This window comes from Arthrobacter sp. NicSoilB11, assembly GCF_019977375.1.
Lineage (GTDB): Bacteria > Actinomycetota > Actinomycetes > Actinomycetales > Micrococcaceae > Arthrobacter.
Genome location: NZ_AP024657.1, coordinates 3,566,262 through 3,581,075, shown reverse-complemented (window position 1 = coordinate 3,581,075; position 14,814 = coordinate 3,566,262). Strand labels below are relative to the sequence as shown.

Below are 14,814 nucleotides of genomic sequence, written 5' to 3'. Positions count from 1 at the left end.
GTTAGCCAGCTCACTACTTACGTTGTAGACCGAGCCAGGCCAGGCACCCGTAGAGCAAGGAGGCTCCCGTGATCAACAGAAGGCATTTCCTCACAACCGTGGCCATCGGCACGGCATCTGCCGCAGCCCTGGCAGCCTGTGGGAACGGAGGCAGCTCGTCCGGCCAGACCGGATCCGCTGAAAAACCCGTGACCATCAACTACACCTGGTGGGGCAACGACGACCGCGCCGAGCGGACCCGCAAAGCCATCGCCCTGTTCGAGTCGAAGAACCCGGACATCAAGGTCAACGGCAACTTCACGGACTTTGCCGGCTACTGGCAGAAGCGCGCCACCGAAGCGGCAGGCGGCGGCCTGCCTGACGTGATGCAGTGGGACCTGTCCTACCTGCGCGATTACGGCCAGCGCAACCAGCTCCTGGACCTGGGCACAGTGAAGATCGATACCTCCGCGTTCGAGAAGTCACTCCTGCCGTCCGGCCAGATCAAGGGCAAGACCTACGGCATCCCCACCAGCACCAACGCCTTCGCGGTCTACTACGATCCCGCCAAGCTGGCCTCCCTGGGCATCGCCGAACCCACCGGTAAGTGGACCTGGTCCGAATTCCAGGTATTCCTGAAGGAAGTTGGGGACAAAGGCAACGGCACCCTGTACGGCTCCACGGACTTCACCGGCGTGTGGTGGCAGTTCAACATTTGGCTCCGGCAGAAGAACATCCAGGCTTTCACCAGCGACGGGAAGCTGGGATTCAGCAAGGACGACCTGAAGACCTGGTGGAACCTCAACTCGAAGCTGCGCGGCACCCAGGCCCTCGTGCCGGAAGACCGGGTAACCCAGCTCAAGCCCAAGTCGCCGTTCGGCTCCAACGTCAGTGCCGCCGAGGTTACCTGGGACAACTTCATGGCCGGATACCTGGCCGACAGCGGTGCCAAGCAACTCAAGCTGGTACCGGTACCCTCGGACGACCCGAACAACCTGGGCCTGTTCCTGAAGCCGTCCATGCTGATGGTGGCCAGCGCCAAGACCAAGTTCAAGGACGCTGCCGCACGCTTCATCGATTTCATGGTCAACGACCCCGAGGTGGGCCAGATCTTCAAGACCTCCCGCGGCGTTCCGGCCTCCAAGACCCAGCGCGACGGCACCACGTTCGATGGCGCCGACAAGCTGGTGGTTGATTACGAGAAGTCCATCGAGCAGTACCTCAAGGACGCACCCGAGCCGCCCATCGTCGGTTTCGGCACGCTCGAAGCGTCGTTCGGCCGGATCGCCTCCGACCTCAACTACGGCAAGCTCACCGTTGACGGTGCCGTCGACGCGTGGTTCAAGGAAGCCGAAGACCTCATCAAGCAGAATGCCTGATCCGGCCAGTGCCGATCGAGTGTTCACGACTGACGGATTGAACTCGTGACTCAAAGCCCAACCCTGAGCAGGCGCCAGGGGCACTCCGGTACCGCGCTGCCGCGCAAGTCGCGGCAGCGCGGGGCGGATGCCCGCGCCGGTTACACCTTCCTGCTGCCCTGGCTGCTGGGTTTCATCGCCCTGACGGTCGGGCCGATGATCTCCTCGCTGTACCTGTCGTTCACCAACTACAACCTGTTCGAGCCGCCCAAGTGGATCGGCTTCGACAACTACGCCACCCTCTTCCAGGACGAGCGGTTCCTGCAGTCCGTGGGCGTGACCCTGTCCTACGTGGTCTTCGGCACCCCGCTCAAGCTCGCCGCGGCCTTGGCGGTGGCGATGCTGCTGAACAGCAAGCGCCGCGGCCAGGGCTTCTACCGGTCGGCTTTCTACGCCCCGTCCCTGATTGGGGCCTCGGTGTCCATCGCGATCGTCTGGAAGGCCATGTTCGGCGATTCCGGACCCGTTGACCAGGGCCTGTCCTTCTTCGGGATCAACATCGGCGGCTGGGTGGGGAATCCGTCCATGACCATGCCCATGATGATCCTGCTGACCGTGTGGCAGTTCGGCGCCCCGATGGTGATCTTCCTGGCCGGCCTGAAGCAGATCCCGGGCGAACTCTACGAAGCAGCATCGATGGACGGTGCCGGTCCGGTGCGGAAGTTCTTCAACATCACCTGGCCCATGCTCTCCCCGGTGATCTTCTTCAACCTCCTGATGGAAACCATCCACGCGTTCCAGATCTTCGCGTCGGCGTACATCATTTCCAACGGTGAAGGCGGCCCCGCCGGATCCACCCTCTTCTACACCCTCTACCTGTACCTGCGGGGCTTCAGCGACTTCCGGATGGGCTACGCCTCAGCCATGGCATGGTTGCTGGTGATCGTGGTAGGCATCATCACCCTGATCTTCTTCCGCACGTCCAAGTCCTGGGTCCACTACAGCGGTGATGCAAAATGACAACCACGGCAACCCCCGTCCAGCCGGCCCCGGGCGCCACCGCCCCGGCCTACAACCCGAAATCCGAATCCAGCAGCGCAAAACGCGCCAAGAGCACCATCTTCCACGCCGCAGCGCTCGTGCTGACCTGCGTGGTGCTCTACCCGGCCCTGTGGATGATCGCCTCCGCGTTCAAACCCAACTCGGAAATCGGCGGCCAGAACACCTCGCTGTGGTCCAACAACTTCAGCCTTGACAACTTCGCCACCGCGATGGACGGCATCGGCGGGGTCTCCACCCTGCAGTTCTTCACCAACTCGCTGATCCTGGCCGTCGGCGCCGTTGTGGGCACCATCCTCTCAGCGAGCGTGTCCGCCTACGCCTTCGCCCGGATCAAGTTCCCCGGCCGCAGCGTGTTCTTCGGCATGATGATCGCCACCTTGCTGCTGCCGTTCCACGTGGTGATCATCCCGCAGTACATCATCTTCCAGCAGCTCGGACTGGTGGACACCTACGTTCCCCTGCTCATCGGCAAGTTCCTCGCCGGAGACGCGTTCTTCGTGTTCCTCATGGTCCAGTTCATGCGAAACCTTCCCGCCGAACTCGACGAAGCAGCCCGCATCGACGGCGCAGGGCACGTCCGGATCTTCACCTCCATCATGCTGCCCCTGATGAAACCGGCCCTGATCTCCACCTCGATCTTCTCCTTCATCTGGAGCTGGAACGACTTCCTGGGCCCGCTGCTCTACTTGAACACCCCCGACAAATACCCGCTGCCCCTGGCCCTGCGCCTCTTCGTGGACCAAACCCAGTCTTCGGACTACGGCGCCATGATTGCCATGTCCGTCCTGGCCCTGCTCCCCGTGCTGATCTTCTTCCTGATCTTCCAGCGGTACATCGTCGAAGGCGTTTCCACCCAGGGCCTCAAGGGCTAACGGTCAACGGAGAGAAAAATGAGCATCATGGACAGCGCCACACCGGCAGCCCACCAGCACGAGCCCATCCCGGTGAACAGGTTTGCCCTGTTCTCCGAAACCCTCCTGGCAGGACTGCTGGTGCTGGTGCTGTCCATCCCGCTGGTCACCATCCCCGCCGCCTACGCCGCCGGCATCGCCCACCTGGAACGCCACCTGGCGGGCCGGGATGATTCGGTCCGCGGACTCTGGAGCCTCTTCAAGGAGGCCCTGCCGGGCAGCTGGAAGCTGGGCCTCACGACGGCGGCTGCCGCCGTCGTGATTGTCCTCAACCTCCTGCTGGCCTGGGTGGGGCAGCTTCCCGGCCGCGAAATCGTCCTGCCCGCCACACTGTTCCTCGCCACCGGCGCAGCCATCGTGCTGCTCCGCACCGCCTCCGCCTGGTCCGACGGCCAGCCCACCGGCGCCACCGGCAACAACATGTGGCACCAGGCCCTCCGTACCGGCAAGGACATCTCCCTGCGCGACTGGACCGGTTCGCTGCTCCTCGCGGCCGCGCTGTTCTGCGCCGTGGTGTTCGTCTGGATGCTTGCGGCGCTCTTCGTGGTAGTCCCCGGCACCCTGATCCTCGCCGCGGCCGCAGTCAAACTCCGTTCCCACCGCACCCTCCGGTAGCTGTGCCTTCCCGACGAACCCGTTCCGGACCCGCCGCCAGTCCCGGTACCACCCGTGCCCGCTGGTACCACCCCCTCAGCCAACACAATTACCGTCTGTTCCTGGCCATGCAGCTGGCCGGGAGCCTTGGCGTGTGGATGCAGCGGCTGGCGCAGGACTGGCTGGTGCTGCAGCTGACCGGAAGCCCCGCGGCGGTGGGGGCCGCCGTCGCCCTGCAGTTCCTGCCCATGCTGGTGGTGGGCCCGCTGGCCGGACTGGTGGTGGACCTCTTCCCCAAGCGCCGGATCATGATGGTGTGCCAGTCCGTCATCGTGCTCCTGGGCCTTGGGCTGGCGGCATGGGCGGCAAGCGGCACCCTGACCGTCTGGGTGGTCTACGGCAGCTGTATCGCCCTGGGCGTCACCGCCGCAGTGGACCAGCCCACCCGCCAGGTCTTCGTCAATGAAGTGGTGGGCGATGCCGCCCTGCGCCCGGCGATCGGACTCAACAACGCCCTGTCCCAACTGGGCGCCATGGCCGGGCCTGCGCTGGGCGGCATCGTGATTGCGCAGGCAGGACCGGCGGCCGCGTTCGCTTTGAATGCGTTGATCGGGGTTGTGGTGCTCGGCCTGATTGCCGGCATCCGGTTGCACGAACTGCACCCCGGCGCACCGGCCGAAAGGGGCCGGGGCCAGGTCCTTGCCGGCTTCCGGTATGTCCGGGAGAGGCCGCGCCTGCTGCTCCTTATTGTGTTGGCCGGGCTGCTGGGCGCCTTTGGCATGAACGGGCCGGTGGTCCTTGCCGCCTTTGCCGAGCGGGTGTGGCACAACGGGGTGGAAGGCTTTGGCTTGTTCAACACGGTCAGCGCCTTGGGCGCACTGGCAGGCGCACTCCTGGCGGCACGGCTGGGCAACATGGGCCGAAAGGGCATCGTGGCCGCGGCGGCCCTCTTCGGGTTGTCCCAGCTGGTGGCCGCGCTCATGCCCACCCTGGTGCTGTTCGTGGCGATGCTGCTGGTGGTGGGTGTGATGACGCTGCTGTTCCTGACCTCCGCCGCCACGGCCGTCCAGCTCGAAGCCGGTCCCGCTATCCGCGGCCGGGTGATGGCCCTGTATTTGCCGCTCCTGCTGGGCGGCCATGCCTGCGGCGGCCTCCTGGCCGGCTGGCTGACCGAGCAGTTCGGTGTCCGGGCCGGGCTGGTGGTCACCGGCTGCCTGGGCATGCTGTCCGCCGTGGTCATCGGCTTCCTGCTCTGGCGGCACGGGCGGCGCACCCGTCCTCCCGTGGCAACTACCGGGCCGTAAACGTCCAGGTGCCGGTGTGCACGCGGAATTCCCTGGCGGCGCCGGCCGCTGCGCGCAACGGGACGGAAGGTACGACGACGGCATCCGCGGAGGGCCCCTTCACCCCGTAGGCGCCGTCGGGCAGCCGGACGATTGCCGTGGTTCCGGGTGGAATGGTGCATTCCAGTTCCACCAGGCCGCCGCGCCGGTGCCAGCCGGCCTGAACGTATCCGTTGCCGGTAGGGACGCTGCCGCGGGCATGCTCCAGCCGGCAGAGCGGTGGTTCGACCACTACTTCGGTGCCGCCGGCCACGGCGTACCGGATGCCGAGCAGGTGCTCAAGGATCTCCTTGAGCACGGACGCGGACCAGGCATGCGACTGGCTGTAGTCGCTGCCGTCAACCAGGTCCCACGCCTCCCACGTGAAGGTGGCCCCGCGGTCCAGGAGCCGTGCCCAGCCGGGCTGCCCCTTGCCGGTGAGCAGGTCCAGCACGGCGTCCGTCATGCCCTGGTCCACCAGCGCGCGGACCAGCCGGTGGACCGTCATGGGTCCCTGCCGCATTCCCATTCCGGCAATCCGGGCGGCATCCGCAGCAGCATAGGCGGGGTCAGTGATGCCGAGCGACAGCGGGAAGGACGTGGCGTGCTGGGAAGCGTGGGAACTGGGTGTCCCGTCCTCGTGGAGCCCGTCCACCATCACCCCGCCAACGCGCAGCCGGCTGCGGATCGCGCCGGCCAGGGTGCGGGCCATGCCGGCATAGTGGGCCGCCGCGTCCTGTTCGCCGGCCGCGCCGCAGAGCCGGGCGGTGGACACCAGGGCCGAGTAGGCCTGGGCGTTGACGGTGGTTTTGGCCGCGCAGTCCATGTCGTAGCCGAACCGGCCGGGCGCCGGCCAGTCGACGATGCCGTGCAGGTAGGGTCCGGAGCCGCCGCCCAGCCTGGTGACCAGTCCCGCCGTCGGGCCCTCCGCCGGAATGTACCGGAGCGCATAGTCGGCCGTGTCGCGCAGGTGCGGCAGCAACTCCCGGACCAGGGCAAGGTCACCCGTGCGCAGGTGGTACTCCTCCGCCCATTCCGGCAGCATCAGTGAAAAATCGGGGATGTCGCGCTTCCCGTCGCCGTTGGGATAGACAGCGTTGTAGCGCCCCTTCTCCTCCCCGTCATGCCAATAGCGGCAGGCTGACCAGGCGAACTCCCGGAGCGCCTGCGCCGTATAGGCGTGTTCGCCGAACAGCGCCATGGTGGCATAGGAAATGTTCGCGGCGTCGGCCAGGAACTGGCCTTTTTCCCGGGTGGGAGTGTCCACGAACTGTTCCTGGATGCCATGCAGCGCAGAATCGCGGAGCAGGCCGAACACCGCGTCCAGGGTTGGGTCCGAACTGCTGAAGCTGCCCTCGGCGGGGTGGCTGGCATGGACGGTAGCGGCGCCAACGCGTGAGACTTCCGCGGCATCCACGCCGGGAAGCTCCAGGTAACGGAAGCCCAGATGCACTGAGGCCCGGTACTGCTGGGGCCCGGAAGCCTGGGTGTAGGGGAAGGACATGTCGGTGTTCTGGCTGGCGGTCTTCCCGGCGTCCACCCTGCCATCGGGGCGCAGGACGTAGCCGGCCCGGAGCATCACGGTGCGCCCGGGCACCCCGTCCAGGAAGTCCACCTCCGGCCGCGCGGCGATGACCTGGCCAAAGTCGGCAACCATTGTGCCGTCGTCGGCCGTCAGGAACTGCCGTGGCGCCACGAACCAGCCGGCAAGGAAGGTCCTGCGGGGGTGCAGCCGGGGAAAGTCCGACGACGGGTGGCCGGCAATGGGGATGGCGGCCGGCAGGTCAAAAGCCGCGTCAAGGGACGCGGCTGCCTGTCCGTCGAGGTGCTCGACGGGATCGCCCTCGTCGTTGCGGTAGCCGGCCTGGCGGTACGGCGCCTCGCCGGCGGACCAGCCAGGGCCCGAGGCAAGGATTTCCCGGCGCCCGTCGTCGTAGTCCACGGTGAGCCGGACCAGGAGGCCGGGGATGCCGGCGGCGCGGCCTTGGCCCGGGCCGTACCAGTGAAGCAGGGCCGTCACCGGCACGGGCGTGTCCGTGGGGTGTCCGGCGAGGAGCTCCGTAAGGTCGGCGGCGTCGTAATAGCCCTCGCCGGGGTAGCCGAACGAGGTGGTGCTGAGGCAGTGCGTTTCTGCCACGGAGAACTGGGCGTGATGGTGGGCTGCGGCGTAGAGCCGGGCACGCCGCACGGTCCCGCCGAGTGTGAAGGTGGTCCGGAACAGGGTCCACTCATCCGGCTGGCGGTGAAGGGTGGTTCGGGGCCAGTGCGCCAGGCATGCCAGGGCCTGGTCAGCGTCCGTGTCGAAACGGTGGTCCAGCAGCAGGTTTTCGCGTCCGCCGGCAGTCCCGGCGACGCGCAGGGAGGCGTACTCGGCCTGGCTCCGCGGGCCCTGGTGCAGCGCAAGCATGGCTGCGCCGCCTTCGTCAACAGGGACGTCAACCGCCAGCAGTTCGGCGCCGTCCACGGCGACGCGGATGATCCGGCCATCATCGCTGACCGCAAGGTTCCGCCAGGCGCCGGACGCCGCGTTGGTGGCCTGGGCGCTGGCTATTAATTCCGTCTCCGGAGCCGCGGGGGAGGGGATCTCCCATGCAGGGGCGTGGCGGAGCACCACTTCCCCCGTGGCGCCCAGTTCCAGCAGCAGGCCGGTGCCGGGGCCGCTGCTGCGCAGGAGCAGGCCGGCCCGGCCCATCACGGGGCGTACTCGGGCGTCAATCCGGAAGCTGGGCAGCGCAGGGCAGGGAACAGGGAGGAAGGGGGAACCTGCCACCCGGAGTGCGTGGTCGAGCACTTCCAGCGGGGCCCGTCCACCCGGGGCCCGTCCCATCCAGCCGGCCCGCCACGAACTGTCCGTGAGGCCGGTGCTGAAGGGCTGGAGGGCGGACCAGGGACCGGGGACACCGGTGGCGTCCCGGATGCGCACGCGCCAGGCGTAGTCGCTGTCCTCGTCAAGGCGGGAACCGCCGTACGGAACGCCACGCTGGGAGGAGGCCGGCACCTGCCCCGAGTTCCACAGCACGGCGCCCGGGGCATCCTGGACCTCAAGCTCGTAGCCGGTCTGCCGCGCAAGGGCGGGGTCGCCGTCGTCGTCCTGCCCCAGCTGCCAGCTGAACTGAGGTGACAGTGCGGCGGTCAGGCACGAGGCAAGCCCGTCCGTCAGGAGGTTGATGGCGTGGAGCTGCCCTGCGTCTTCCGAAATCGCTGCGGCCTCGCGGTCTGGGGCTTCCTCCACGCCCCTCATGAGGCCGGGATTTCGAAGGAAGTTGGTTTGGCGGCAGCCCAGGGGAGGCCAAGCTCACTGAACGTGGCATGCTGCCGGCCCGCGCGCTCCAGGGCGTCCTCGATGCCAACCACCACGGCATGGGCTGCATCGCCTTCGCCTTCCCACCGGACATGCGCTGGATCGATGGGAACGGGACGCGGTGCTGTCCTGACGGCCTCAAGCACCAGCATGAACGCCCCGCTGTCCAGCAGGCTGCTGATCAGCGGAACGCCGTGGGCCCGGTGGGCCAGGAGGTTCTCCGTCAGGTCGTCGCGGCCGTAGGTCTCCTCCGTGCGCCCGGACGCCGTCTCGATGGTGAGCCGGTCCTCGGTGTAGTGGAACACCGCACTGCCGGCCGAGCCCTGAAGGGTGACATAGGGCTCCACGGATTCCGACGCGCAGATGGTCAGGGCGCAGGTGATCGGCAGGCCCGTAGCGGTGCGGATCCGGATCACGGACGTGTCATCCGACTCGATGTCGTTGGCACGGTACAGGTCGGTCTCCACGGAAGCGAGGTCCGCGGTGGTGCGCGCCCCGGCAATCCGCAGCGCGGTTGCCACGGCGTGCGCAAGTGGATTGGTGGCAACACCATCCACCACGTCCACCCCATTGATGCTCCGTTTTCCCGCCCAGCGGGAGCGCTTGAAGTAGGCCTTGTCCCGCACCCAGCGGCCGGTGGCGGAGATGCCTTCCAGGGTTCCGATGGTTCCGGCGGCAACCAGTTCTTCGATGGCTTTCAGGGCGTGCGAGCCGAGGCTTTGAAAGCCGATTTGTACCTCCCGGCGCGGTTGCGATGCCGCCGAACACAGCCGGTTGAAGTCCACGAGGGAGGCCACGGGAGGCTTCTCCAGGTACAGCTCAGCGTCCGTTGAGAGGGCGGCCAGGGCCAGCGGGGCATGGGTCTGGATGGGCGTAGCCACAATGATCAGGTCCAGGTCCCGGGTCGCCTCGAGGAGGTCATCGAGCCCCTGGTAAACAGCGGCCGACGGCGGGACGGCGCCGGGTGCCGGCGGCTGCGGGTCCGCCACGGCCACCAGTTCAACGCTCCCGGCCGCCTGGAGGCGTTCGAGGTTCCGAAGGTGATGGGTGCCAAAGCCGTGCACCCCCACCAGGGCAATCCTTGCCGCAGCAGGTGCGGCGACTGTCCCGGCGCCGCCGCCGGCGGCTTCCGTTGCTGTTCCCAATGGTTCTCCGTTCTGCCCGGGCACCGGCCTGCGGGTACCAGCATCGAGGTGCGCAGCAGTCCAGCAAGCGCTTTCCACCTTTTAGTGTGCGGTATGCAGGCGTCCCCCGTCCAGCTATGTAACGATTCAAAATTCCGCTTGACCCGGGTGTGGAGGGAGGGCTAGATTTTCGAGGAACCGATTACTGGCGTGATGCGGACCACTTTCCGCTTCGCCTCTGCAACGATGGAGAAGGGGGATTGCGGCATGCTGTCCGGAACCTTGAGTGCGCGCGCCTACTCATTTTTTGACACGCTCGTATGGATAGCCTGCCTCAATCTGCTGTGGATCGCCTTCACCGTTCTGGGTCTGGGGGTCTTCGGTGCTGGACCGGCTACTGCCGCCGCCCAGATTGCGGTGCGCAAGCGGGCCGCTGGGGACGCCGCTCCTCTGCTGCGTGGCTTCACCGCCGCATACTTCCGGAGCTTCCCCAGGGCGAACATGCTTTCACTCCCGGTCATGGCCATCGCAGCGGCGCTTGTCCTGAACTGGAACTACTTCTCCCGGGGCGCAGGCCTCTTTTCGCAGCTCATGGCGGCCGGCATTTTCGTTGCGGCGATCTTCGTGGCCGGTGCCGCCTGCTACGTGTTCCCCATGTATGCGCGGTATGAGCTCCCAATGGCGCAGTACCTGCTGGTGTCCTCCCGGTTTGCGGTGCGGCACCTGGCGGGAACGGTGATCCTGCTCTTTGTTTCGGCCGCGGTGGTTTATGCCAGCGGCAGCCTTCCGGGCCTGATCCCGTTCTTCAGTATCGGCGTCTGGCTCTACCTCACCGGCTGGTTGTGTGACCGCTTCTTCACCGCCAATGACGCGGCCGTAGCAGCTGTGGCGGAACCAGCCGTCCCGCCAGCCCTCCAGCAGGCCTCGACTGCCTGACTTCCCCCGGGCAGCCGGCCGCTTGCATTGATGTGGCCCAGACCTGCCCGGACACGTGACTGAAACGTATCAACAAGGGGCGGAACAACCCCCAAGTACCCCAACGAAGTGGAAAAGGAAGAATATGATCCGCAGGAAACTTTCCCTGGCCGCCGCCGTCGTCACCGCCACGGCACTGAGTCTCACGGCCTGCAGCGGGAGCAACACTCCCGCTGCGGACCTCACCTCGGTCTCCATCATGGCCCCGTTCCTGGAGGCGCAGCCGCCAGCAGCGGACGGCGCGGTCCAGAAGAAGCTGGAAGAACTGACCGGCAAACAGGTCAAGATCAACTGGGCCCCCAACGCCTCCTATGAGGACAAGACCAACATCACGCTGGCCGGATCCGACATCCCGCAGGTCATGGTGATCCAGGGCAAGACACCCGGCTTTGTGAAGAACGCCCAGGCCGGCGCCTTCTGGGACCTCACGGACAAGCTGGACAAGTACCCCAACCTCAAGACAACTCTTCCGGACATCCAGAAGAACGCCAGCGTCAACGGCAAGGTCTTTGGGGTATTCCGGGGCCGCGCCCCCATGCGTACGGCCGTCATGTTCCGGCAGGACTGGCTGGACAAGCTGGGTCTCCAGCCGCCCAAGACCGTGGAGGACCTGTACAAGGTGGCCAAGGCCTTCACCGAACAGGACCCGGACGGCAACGGCCAGAACGACACCTACGGCATCACCATCCCTAAGTGGGGTGCGCTGGGCACCAACAGCCCCTACGACGTGATTGAGGAGTGGTACGGCGCGGGGAACCGCTGGACGGAGCGGGACGGGAAACTCATCCCCAGCTTCGAAACGGACGAATTCCTCGAGGCGGACCGGTTCATCAAGAAGATGGTGGACGAAAAACTCATCAACCCGGACTTCGCCACCTTTGACAGCACCAAGTGGAACGAACCGTTCTTCAACGGAAAGGGCGGCATCATTGTCGACGTCGATTCCCGGGTGAGCGTGCTGATCAACCTGTTCAAGCAGGCAGACCCCAACAACTTCCAGAACAAGGTGGGCTTCGTGGGCAACCTCGAAGGACCCGACGGCGAACTGCACGCGCACCCCACCGACGGCTACTCAGGATTCCTGGCCATTCCCAAGGCCAGTGTCAAGAGCGAGGCCGAGCTGGGCAAGGTCCTGCAGTTCCTGAACACCATGAACGGCAAGGACGTGGCCGTCCTGCTGAACAACGGCATCGAAGGCGTGAACTTCACGGTGGAGGACGGCAAAGCGGCCACCATCAAGCCCGAGACCGCTGAGGGCAAGGCTGTGACCACCGATATCAAGAGCTACGCGCAGCTTGGCATGAATGTGGCGGGCAACCAGTTCTACCCGGTCAAGCAGCCCACCGACTACGAGCAGCAGGTGTTCGACAAGCGCACCGAAGTGATGGCGGAAGACTTGAAGAGCGCCGTCTACAACCCGGCCGCCCCCTACGTCTCAGAAACCTACGTTGCCAAGGGTGCGCAGCTGGACAACATTGTGGCCGATGCGCGCATCAAGTACCTCGCCGGCCAGATCGATGAGCAGGGCCTCAAGGACGCCATCAAGCTGTGGGGCACCAGCGGCGGCAACAAGGTCAAGGAAGAGATCAACAAGCTGTGGCAGGACAACAAGTAAATGGCAGCCCCTGTCATTGACACCCTCGCCGGGGAGCAGACGCGCGGGAATGCCACCGCTCCCCGGACCGGGGGCAGGTTCTCTGTCCATTTCGCCCACTACAAGTGGCTGTACCTGCTGCTCCTGCCCGGTGTGGTGTACTTCGCGGTGTTCCGCTACGCCCCCATGTACGGGGTGTCCATCGCGTTCAAGGATTACGTCCCGTTCCTTGGCGTGAACGGCAGCCCCTGGGTGGGGTTCCGGAACTTCGAGGACTTCTTCGCGAACCCCGACTTTCCCCGGCTGCTGGGCAACACCCTGATCCTGGCCTTCCTGAACCTGGGCGTGGCCTTTCCGCTGACCATCATCCTGGCGCTGCTGCTCAACGAGGTCCGGCTGTCCATCCTGAAGCGTACGGTCCAGACGCTGGTGTATATCCCGCACTTCCTGTCCTGGACCATCGTGGCATCGCTGAGCTTCCTGCTGTTCGCGTTGGATATTGGCCCGCTGTTCCAGCTCCTGAACAACGTCCTGGGCACCCACATTGATTTCCTGTCCGACCCCGCGTGGTTCCGGCCCCTGATCGTGCTGCAGGAAATCTGGAAAAACACGGGCTGGGGGACCATCATCTTCCTGGCGGCTCTGTCCACCGTGGACCAGGACCAGTATGAGGCGGCGATCATCGACGGCGCCGGCCGGTTTCGGCGGGTCTGGCACATCACCCTTCCCGCGATCCGTTCCACGATCATCGTGATGCTGATCCTGGCCATCGGGCAGATGCTCAACACGGGCTTCGAGCAGATCTACCTGATGACCAATGCCCTGAACCGGGAAGTGGCGGATGTCTTTGACACCTACGTCTACTTCGTGGGCATCACCCAGGGTGCCTACAGCTACTCCACCGCGGTGGGCCTGTTCAAATCCCTGGTGGGCATTTTGCTGATCTTCGGCACCAACGCCCTGGCCAAGCGATTCAACCAGAGCGGACTGTTCTAGCCATGAAAATCCACAACACCCGCGGCGGCCGCGTCTTCGATGCCGTCAACTACGTCTTCCTGTCCCTGATCGGCATCATCACGCTGTTGCCGTTCGTCTACGTCTTCGCCGGGTCCTTCGCCAACGAAGCCGAGATCACCCGCCGGGCCTTTTTCGTGTGGCCGGAGCAGTTCACCCTGGGCTCCTACGAATACATCTTTGCCACCCCGGCGTTCATCCGCGCTCTGGTGACCACCATCCTGGTCACCGCGGTGGGCACCCTGGTCCAGCTGGCCTTCACCGTGACCATGGCCTACCCGCTGGCCAAGAAAACCCTCCGCGGCAGGAACGTCATCCTGTCCCTGGTGGTTTTCGCAATGGTCTTCTCCGGCGGCATGATCCCTACCTTCCTGCTGGTCAAGGACCTGGGCCTGCTCAACACCTACTGGGCCCTGATCCTGCCCGCGGCCATCAACCCGTTCAGCCTGATCATTATCAAGAACTTCTTCCAGGAACTCCCCGCGGAGCTTGAGGAATCAGCCAAGATGGACGGCGCCACCGAGATTGGGATTCTCTGGCGGATCCTGCTGCCGCTGTCCAAACCGGTCCTGGCAACGTTCGCGCTGTTCTACGCCGTGGGCATCTGGAATGACTTCATGTCGCCCCTGCTCTACCTCAGCGACAACTCCAAGTGGACGCTCCAGATGTACCTCCGCCAGGTCACCGCCGCCTCGGACCTGCTGGGAACCGGCAACGTGGACCCCAACTACATTCCGCCGGAACAGGGCATCAAGTTCGCCGTGATCGTCGTGGCTACTTTGCCCATCCTTATTTTCTATCCGTTCCTGCAAAAGCACTTCGCCAAGGGCATGCTCATCGGTTCCGTGAAAGGCTGATCCGCCCGTTGAGGAAAGACACCATGAAGATCCTGCTGGCCGGAGATTCCACCGTGGCCAACTGTCCCACCCATGAGTTCCCCATGAGCGGCTGGGGTGCACACCTGCCTCCGCTCACGTACAGGTGGGGAGCGGTCCACAACTTCGCCAAGGGCGGGGCCAGCACGGAGTCCTTCCGCGATGACGGGCTGTGGGCGGCGCTGCTGGCGGAGGCCGGTGAAGGCGACGCGGTGCTCATCCAGTTCGGCCACAACGACCAGAAGAAGCAGCACCTGGCCGCCCGGACCGGCTACGCGGCCAACCTGCGCGCCATGGTGGGGGAGGTCCGGGACCGGGGCGCGGCTGCGGTGCTGTGCACCTCCGTGGAGCGGCGGCACTTCCTGGACGCGCCGTCGTCGGACGCTGTCCTGGCGGAAAGCCTGGAGGACTATCCGGAGGTGGTCCGCGAACTCGGCCTGGAGCTGGCGGTCCCCGTCGTGGACCTGAATGCCTGGACCCGGCGCCTGTACCGCCGGCTGGGGCCGGACAGATCCCGGGAGCTCTTTTGCCACTTCGGGCCCGGGGAGCACGCACATTGGCCTGCCGGCCTGGCGGACAACACCCATTTTTCCCAGTCCGGGGCTGCGTTGGTGGCGGGGGAAGTGGCCCGGCAGCTTGGTTCGCTGGGATACGGCGCGGCCGGCACCAAAGAGTTAAGTACGACGGCGGGACGCGGCTAGGTGG

Annotated in this window: 12 protein-coding genes; 10 read left to right on the top strand and 2 right to left on the bottom strand. The window is 65.7% G+C overall.

The genetic code is table 11. The features are described from left to right. Nucleotides 1–68: 68 nt before the first annotated feature. Genes LDO14_RS16725 through LDO14_RS16705 form a run of 5 tightly spaced genes read left to right on the top strand, consistent with a single transcriptional unit; the run spans nucleotide 69 to nucleotide 5,208 of the window. Nucleotides 69–1,358 (top strand): ABC transporter substrate-binding protein, encoded by a 1,290-nt coding sequence (locus LDO14_RS16725; RefSeq protein ID WP_018768925.1) that lies wholly within the window; start codon nucleotides 69–71, stop codon nucleotides 1,356–1,358. Between the two features lie 45 nt (nucleotides 1,359–1,403). Continuing rightward, a complete protein-coding gene (locus LDO14_RS16720) occupies nucleotides 1,404–2,357 on the top strand; it encodes a sugar ABC transporter permease (protein WP_018768924.1) in 954 nt (317 codons plus the stop codon). Continuing rightward, nucleotides 2,354–3,271, top strand: a complete 918-nt coding sequence (locus LDO14_RS16715) for a carbohydrate ABC transporter permease (RefSeq protein WP_056392638.1) — start codon at nucleotides 2,354–2,356, stop codon at nucleotides 3,269–3,271. Before LDO14_RS16720 ends, LDO14_RS16715 begins: the two co-directional genes overlap by 4 nt. Nucleotides 3,272–3,289: 18 nt before the next feature. Then, nucleotides 3,290–3,925 (top strand): Poxvirus protein I5, encoded by a 636-nt coding sequence (locus LDO14_RS16710; RefSeq protein WP_223992634.1) that lies wholly within the window; start codon nucleotides 3,290–3,292, stop codon nucleotides 3,923–3,925. Between the two features lie 2 nt (nucleotides 3,926–3,927). Next, nucleotides 3,928–5,208 (top strand): MFS transporter, encoded by a 1,281-nt coding sequence (locus LDO14_RS16705; RefSeq protein ID WP_223992632.1) that lies wholly within the window; start codon nucleotides 3,928–3,930, stop codon nucleotides 5,206–5,208. Here the strand turns inward: LDO14_RS16705 and LDO14_RS16700 are convergent. Continuing rightward, a complete protein-coding gene (locus tag LDO14_RS16700) occupies nucleotides 5,195–8,467 on the bottom strand; it encodes a family 78 glycoside hydrolase catalytic domain (protein ID WP_223992631.1) in 3,273 nt (1,090 codons plus the stop codon). The genes LDO14_RS16705 and LDO14_RS16700 overlap by 14 nt on opposite strands. Continuing rightward, nucleotides 8,464–9,672: a Gfo/Idh/MocA family oxidoreductase gene (locus tag LDO14_RS16695; RefSeq protein WP_134164119.1), complete on the bottom strand. Its 1,209-nt coding sequence runs from the start codon at nucleotides 9,670–9,672 to the stop codon at nucleotides 8,464–8,466. The genes LDO14_RS16700 and LDO14_RS16695 overlap by 4 nt, the downstream gene beginning before the upstream one ends. Nucleotides 9,673–9,864: 192 nt before the next feature. On the opposite strand from LDO14_RS16695, the gene LDO14_RS16690 reads away from it, so the two are divergent. The 5 genes from LDO14_RS16690 to LDO14_RS16670 all read left to right on the top strand — a co-directional run bounded on the left by LDO14_RS16690 (nucleotide 9,865) and on the right by LDO14_RS16670 (nucleotide 14,810). Further along, a complete protein-coding gene (locus LDO14_RS16690) occupies nucleotides 9,865–10,587 on the top strand; it encodes a DUF624 domain-containing protein (protein WP_223992630.1) in 723 nt (240 codons plus the stop codon). Between the two features lie 124 nt (nucleotides 10,588–10,711). Next, nucleotides 10,712–12,241, top strand: a complete 1,530-nt coding sequence (locus LDO14_RS16685) for an extracellular solute-binding protein (RefSeq protein ID WP_018768917.1) — start codon at nucleotides 10,712–10,714, stop codon at nucleotides 12,239–12,241. Then, nucleotides 12,242–13,216: an ABC transporter permease subunit gene (locus tag LDO14_RS16680; protein WP_018768916.1), complete on the top strand. Its 975-nt coding sequence runs from the start codon at nucleotides 12,242–12,244 to the stop codon at nucleotides 13,214–13,216. It abuts the gene before it with no gap. Nucleotides 13,217–13,218: 2 nt separating this feature from the next. Then, on the top strand, nucleotides 13,219–14,091 hold the full coding sequence (locus LDO14_RS16675; RefSeq protein WP_018768915.1) for a carbohydrate ABC transporter permease: 873 nt from the start codon (nucleotides 13,219–13,221) through the stop codon (nucleotides 14,089–14,091). Nucleotides 14,092–14,114: 23 nt separating this feature from the next. Next, complete coding sequence (locus LDO14_RS16670; protein WP_018768914.1) at nucleotides 14,115–14,810, top strand: rhamnogalacturonan acetylesterase; 696 nt, start codon at nucleotides 14,115–14,117, stop codon at nucleotides 14,808–14,810. Nucleotides 14,811–14,814 lie beyond the last annotated feature (4 nt).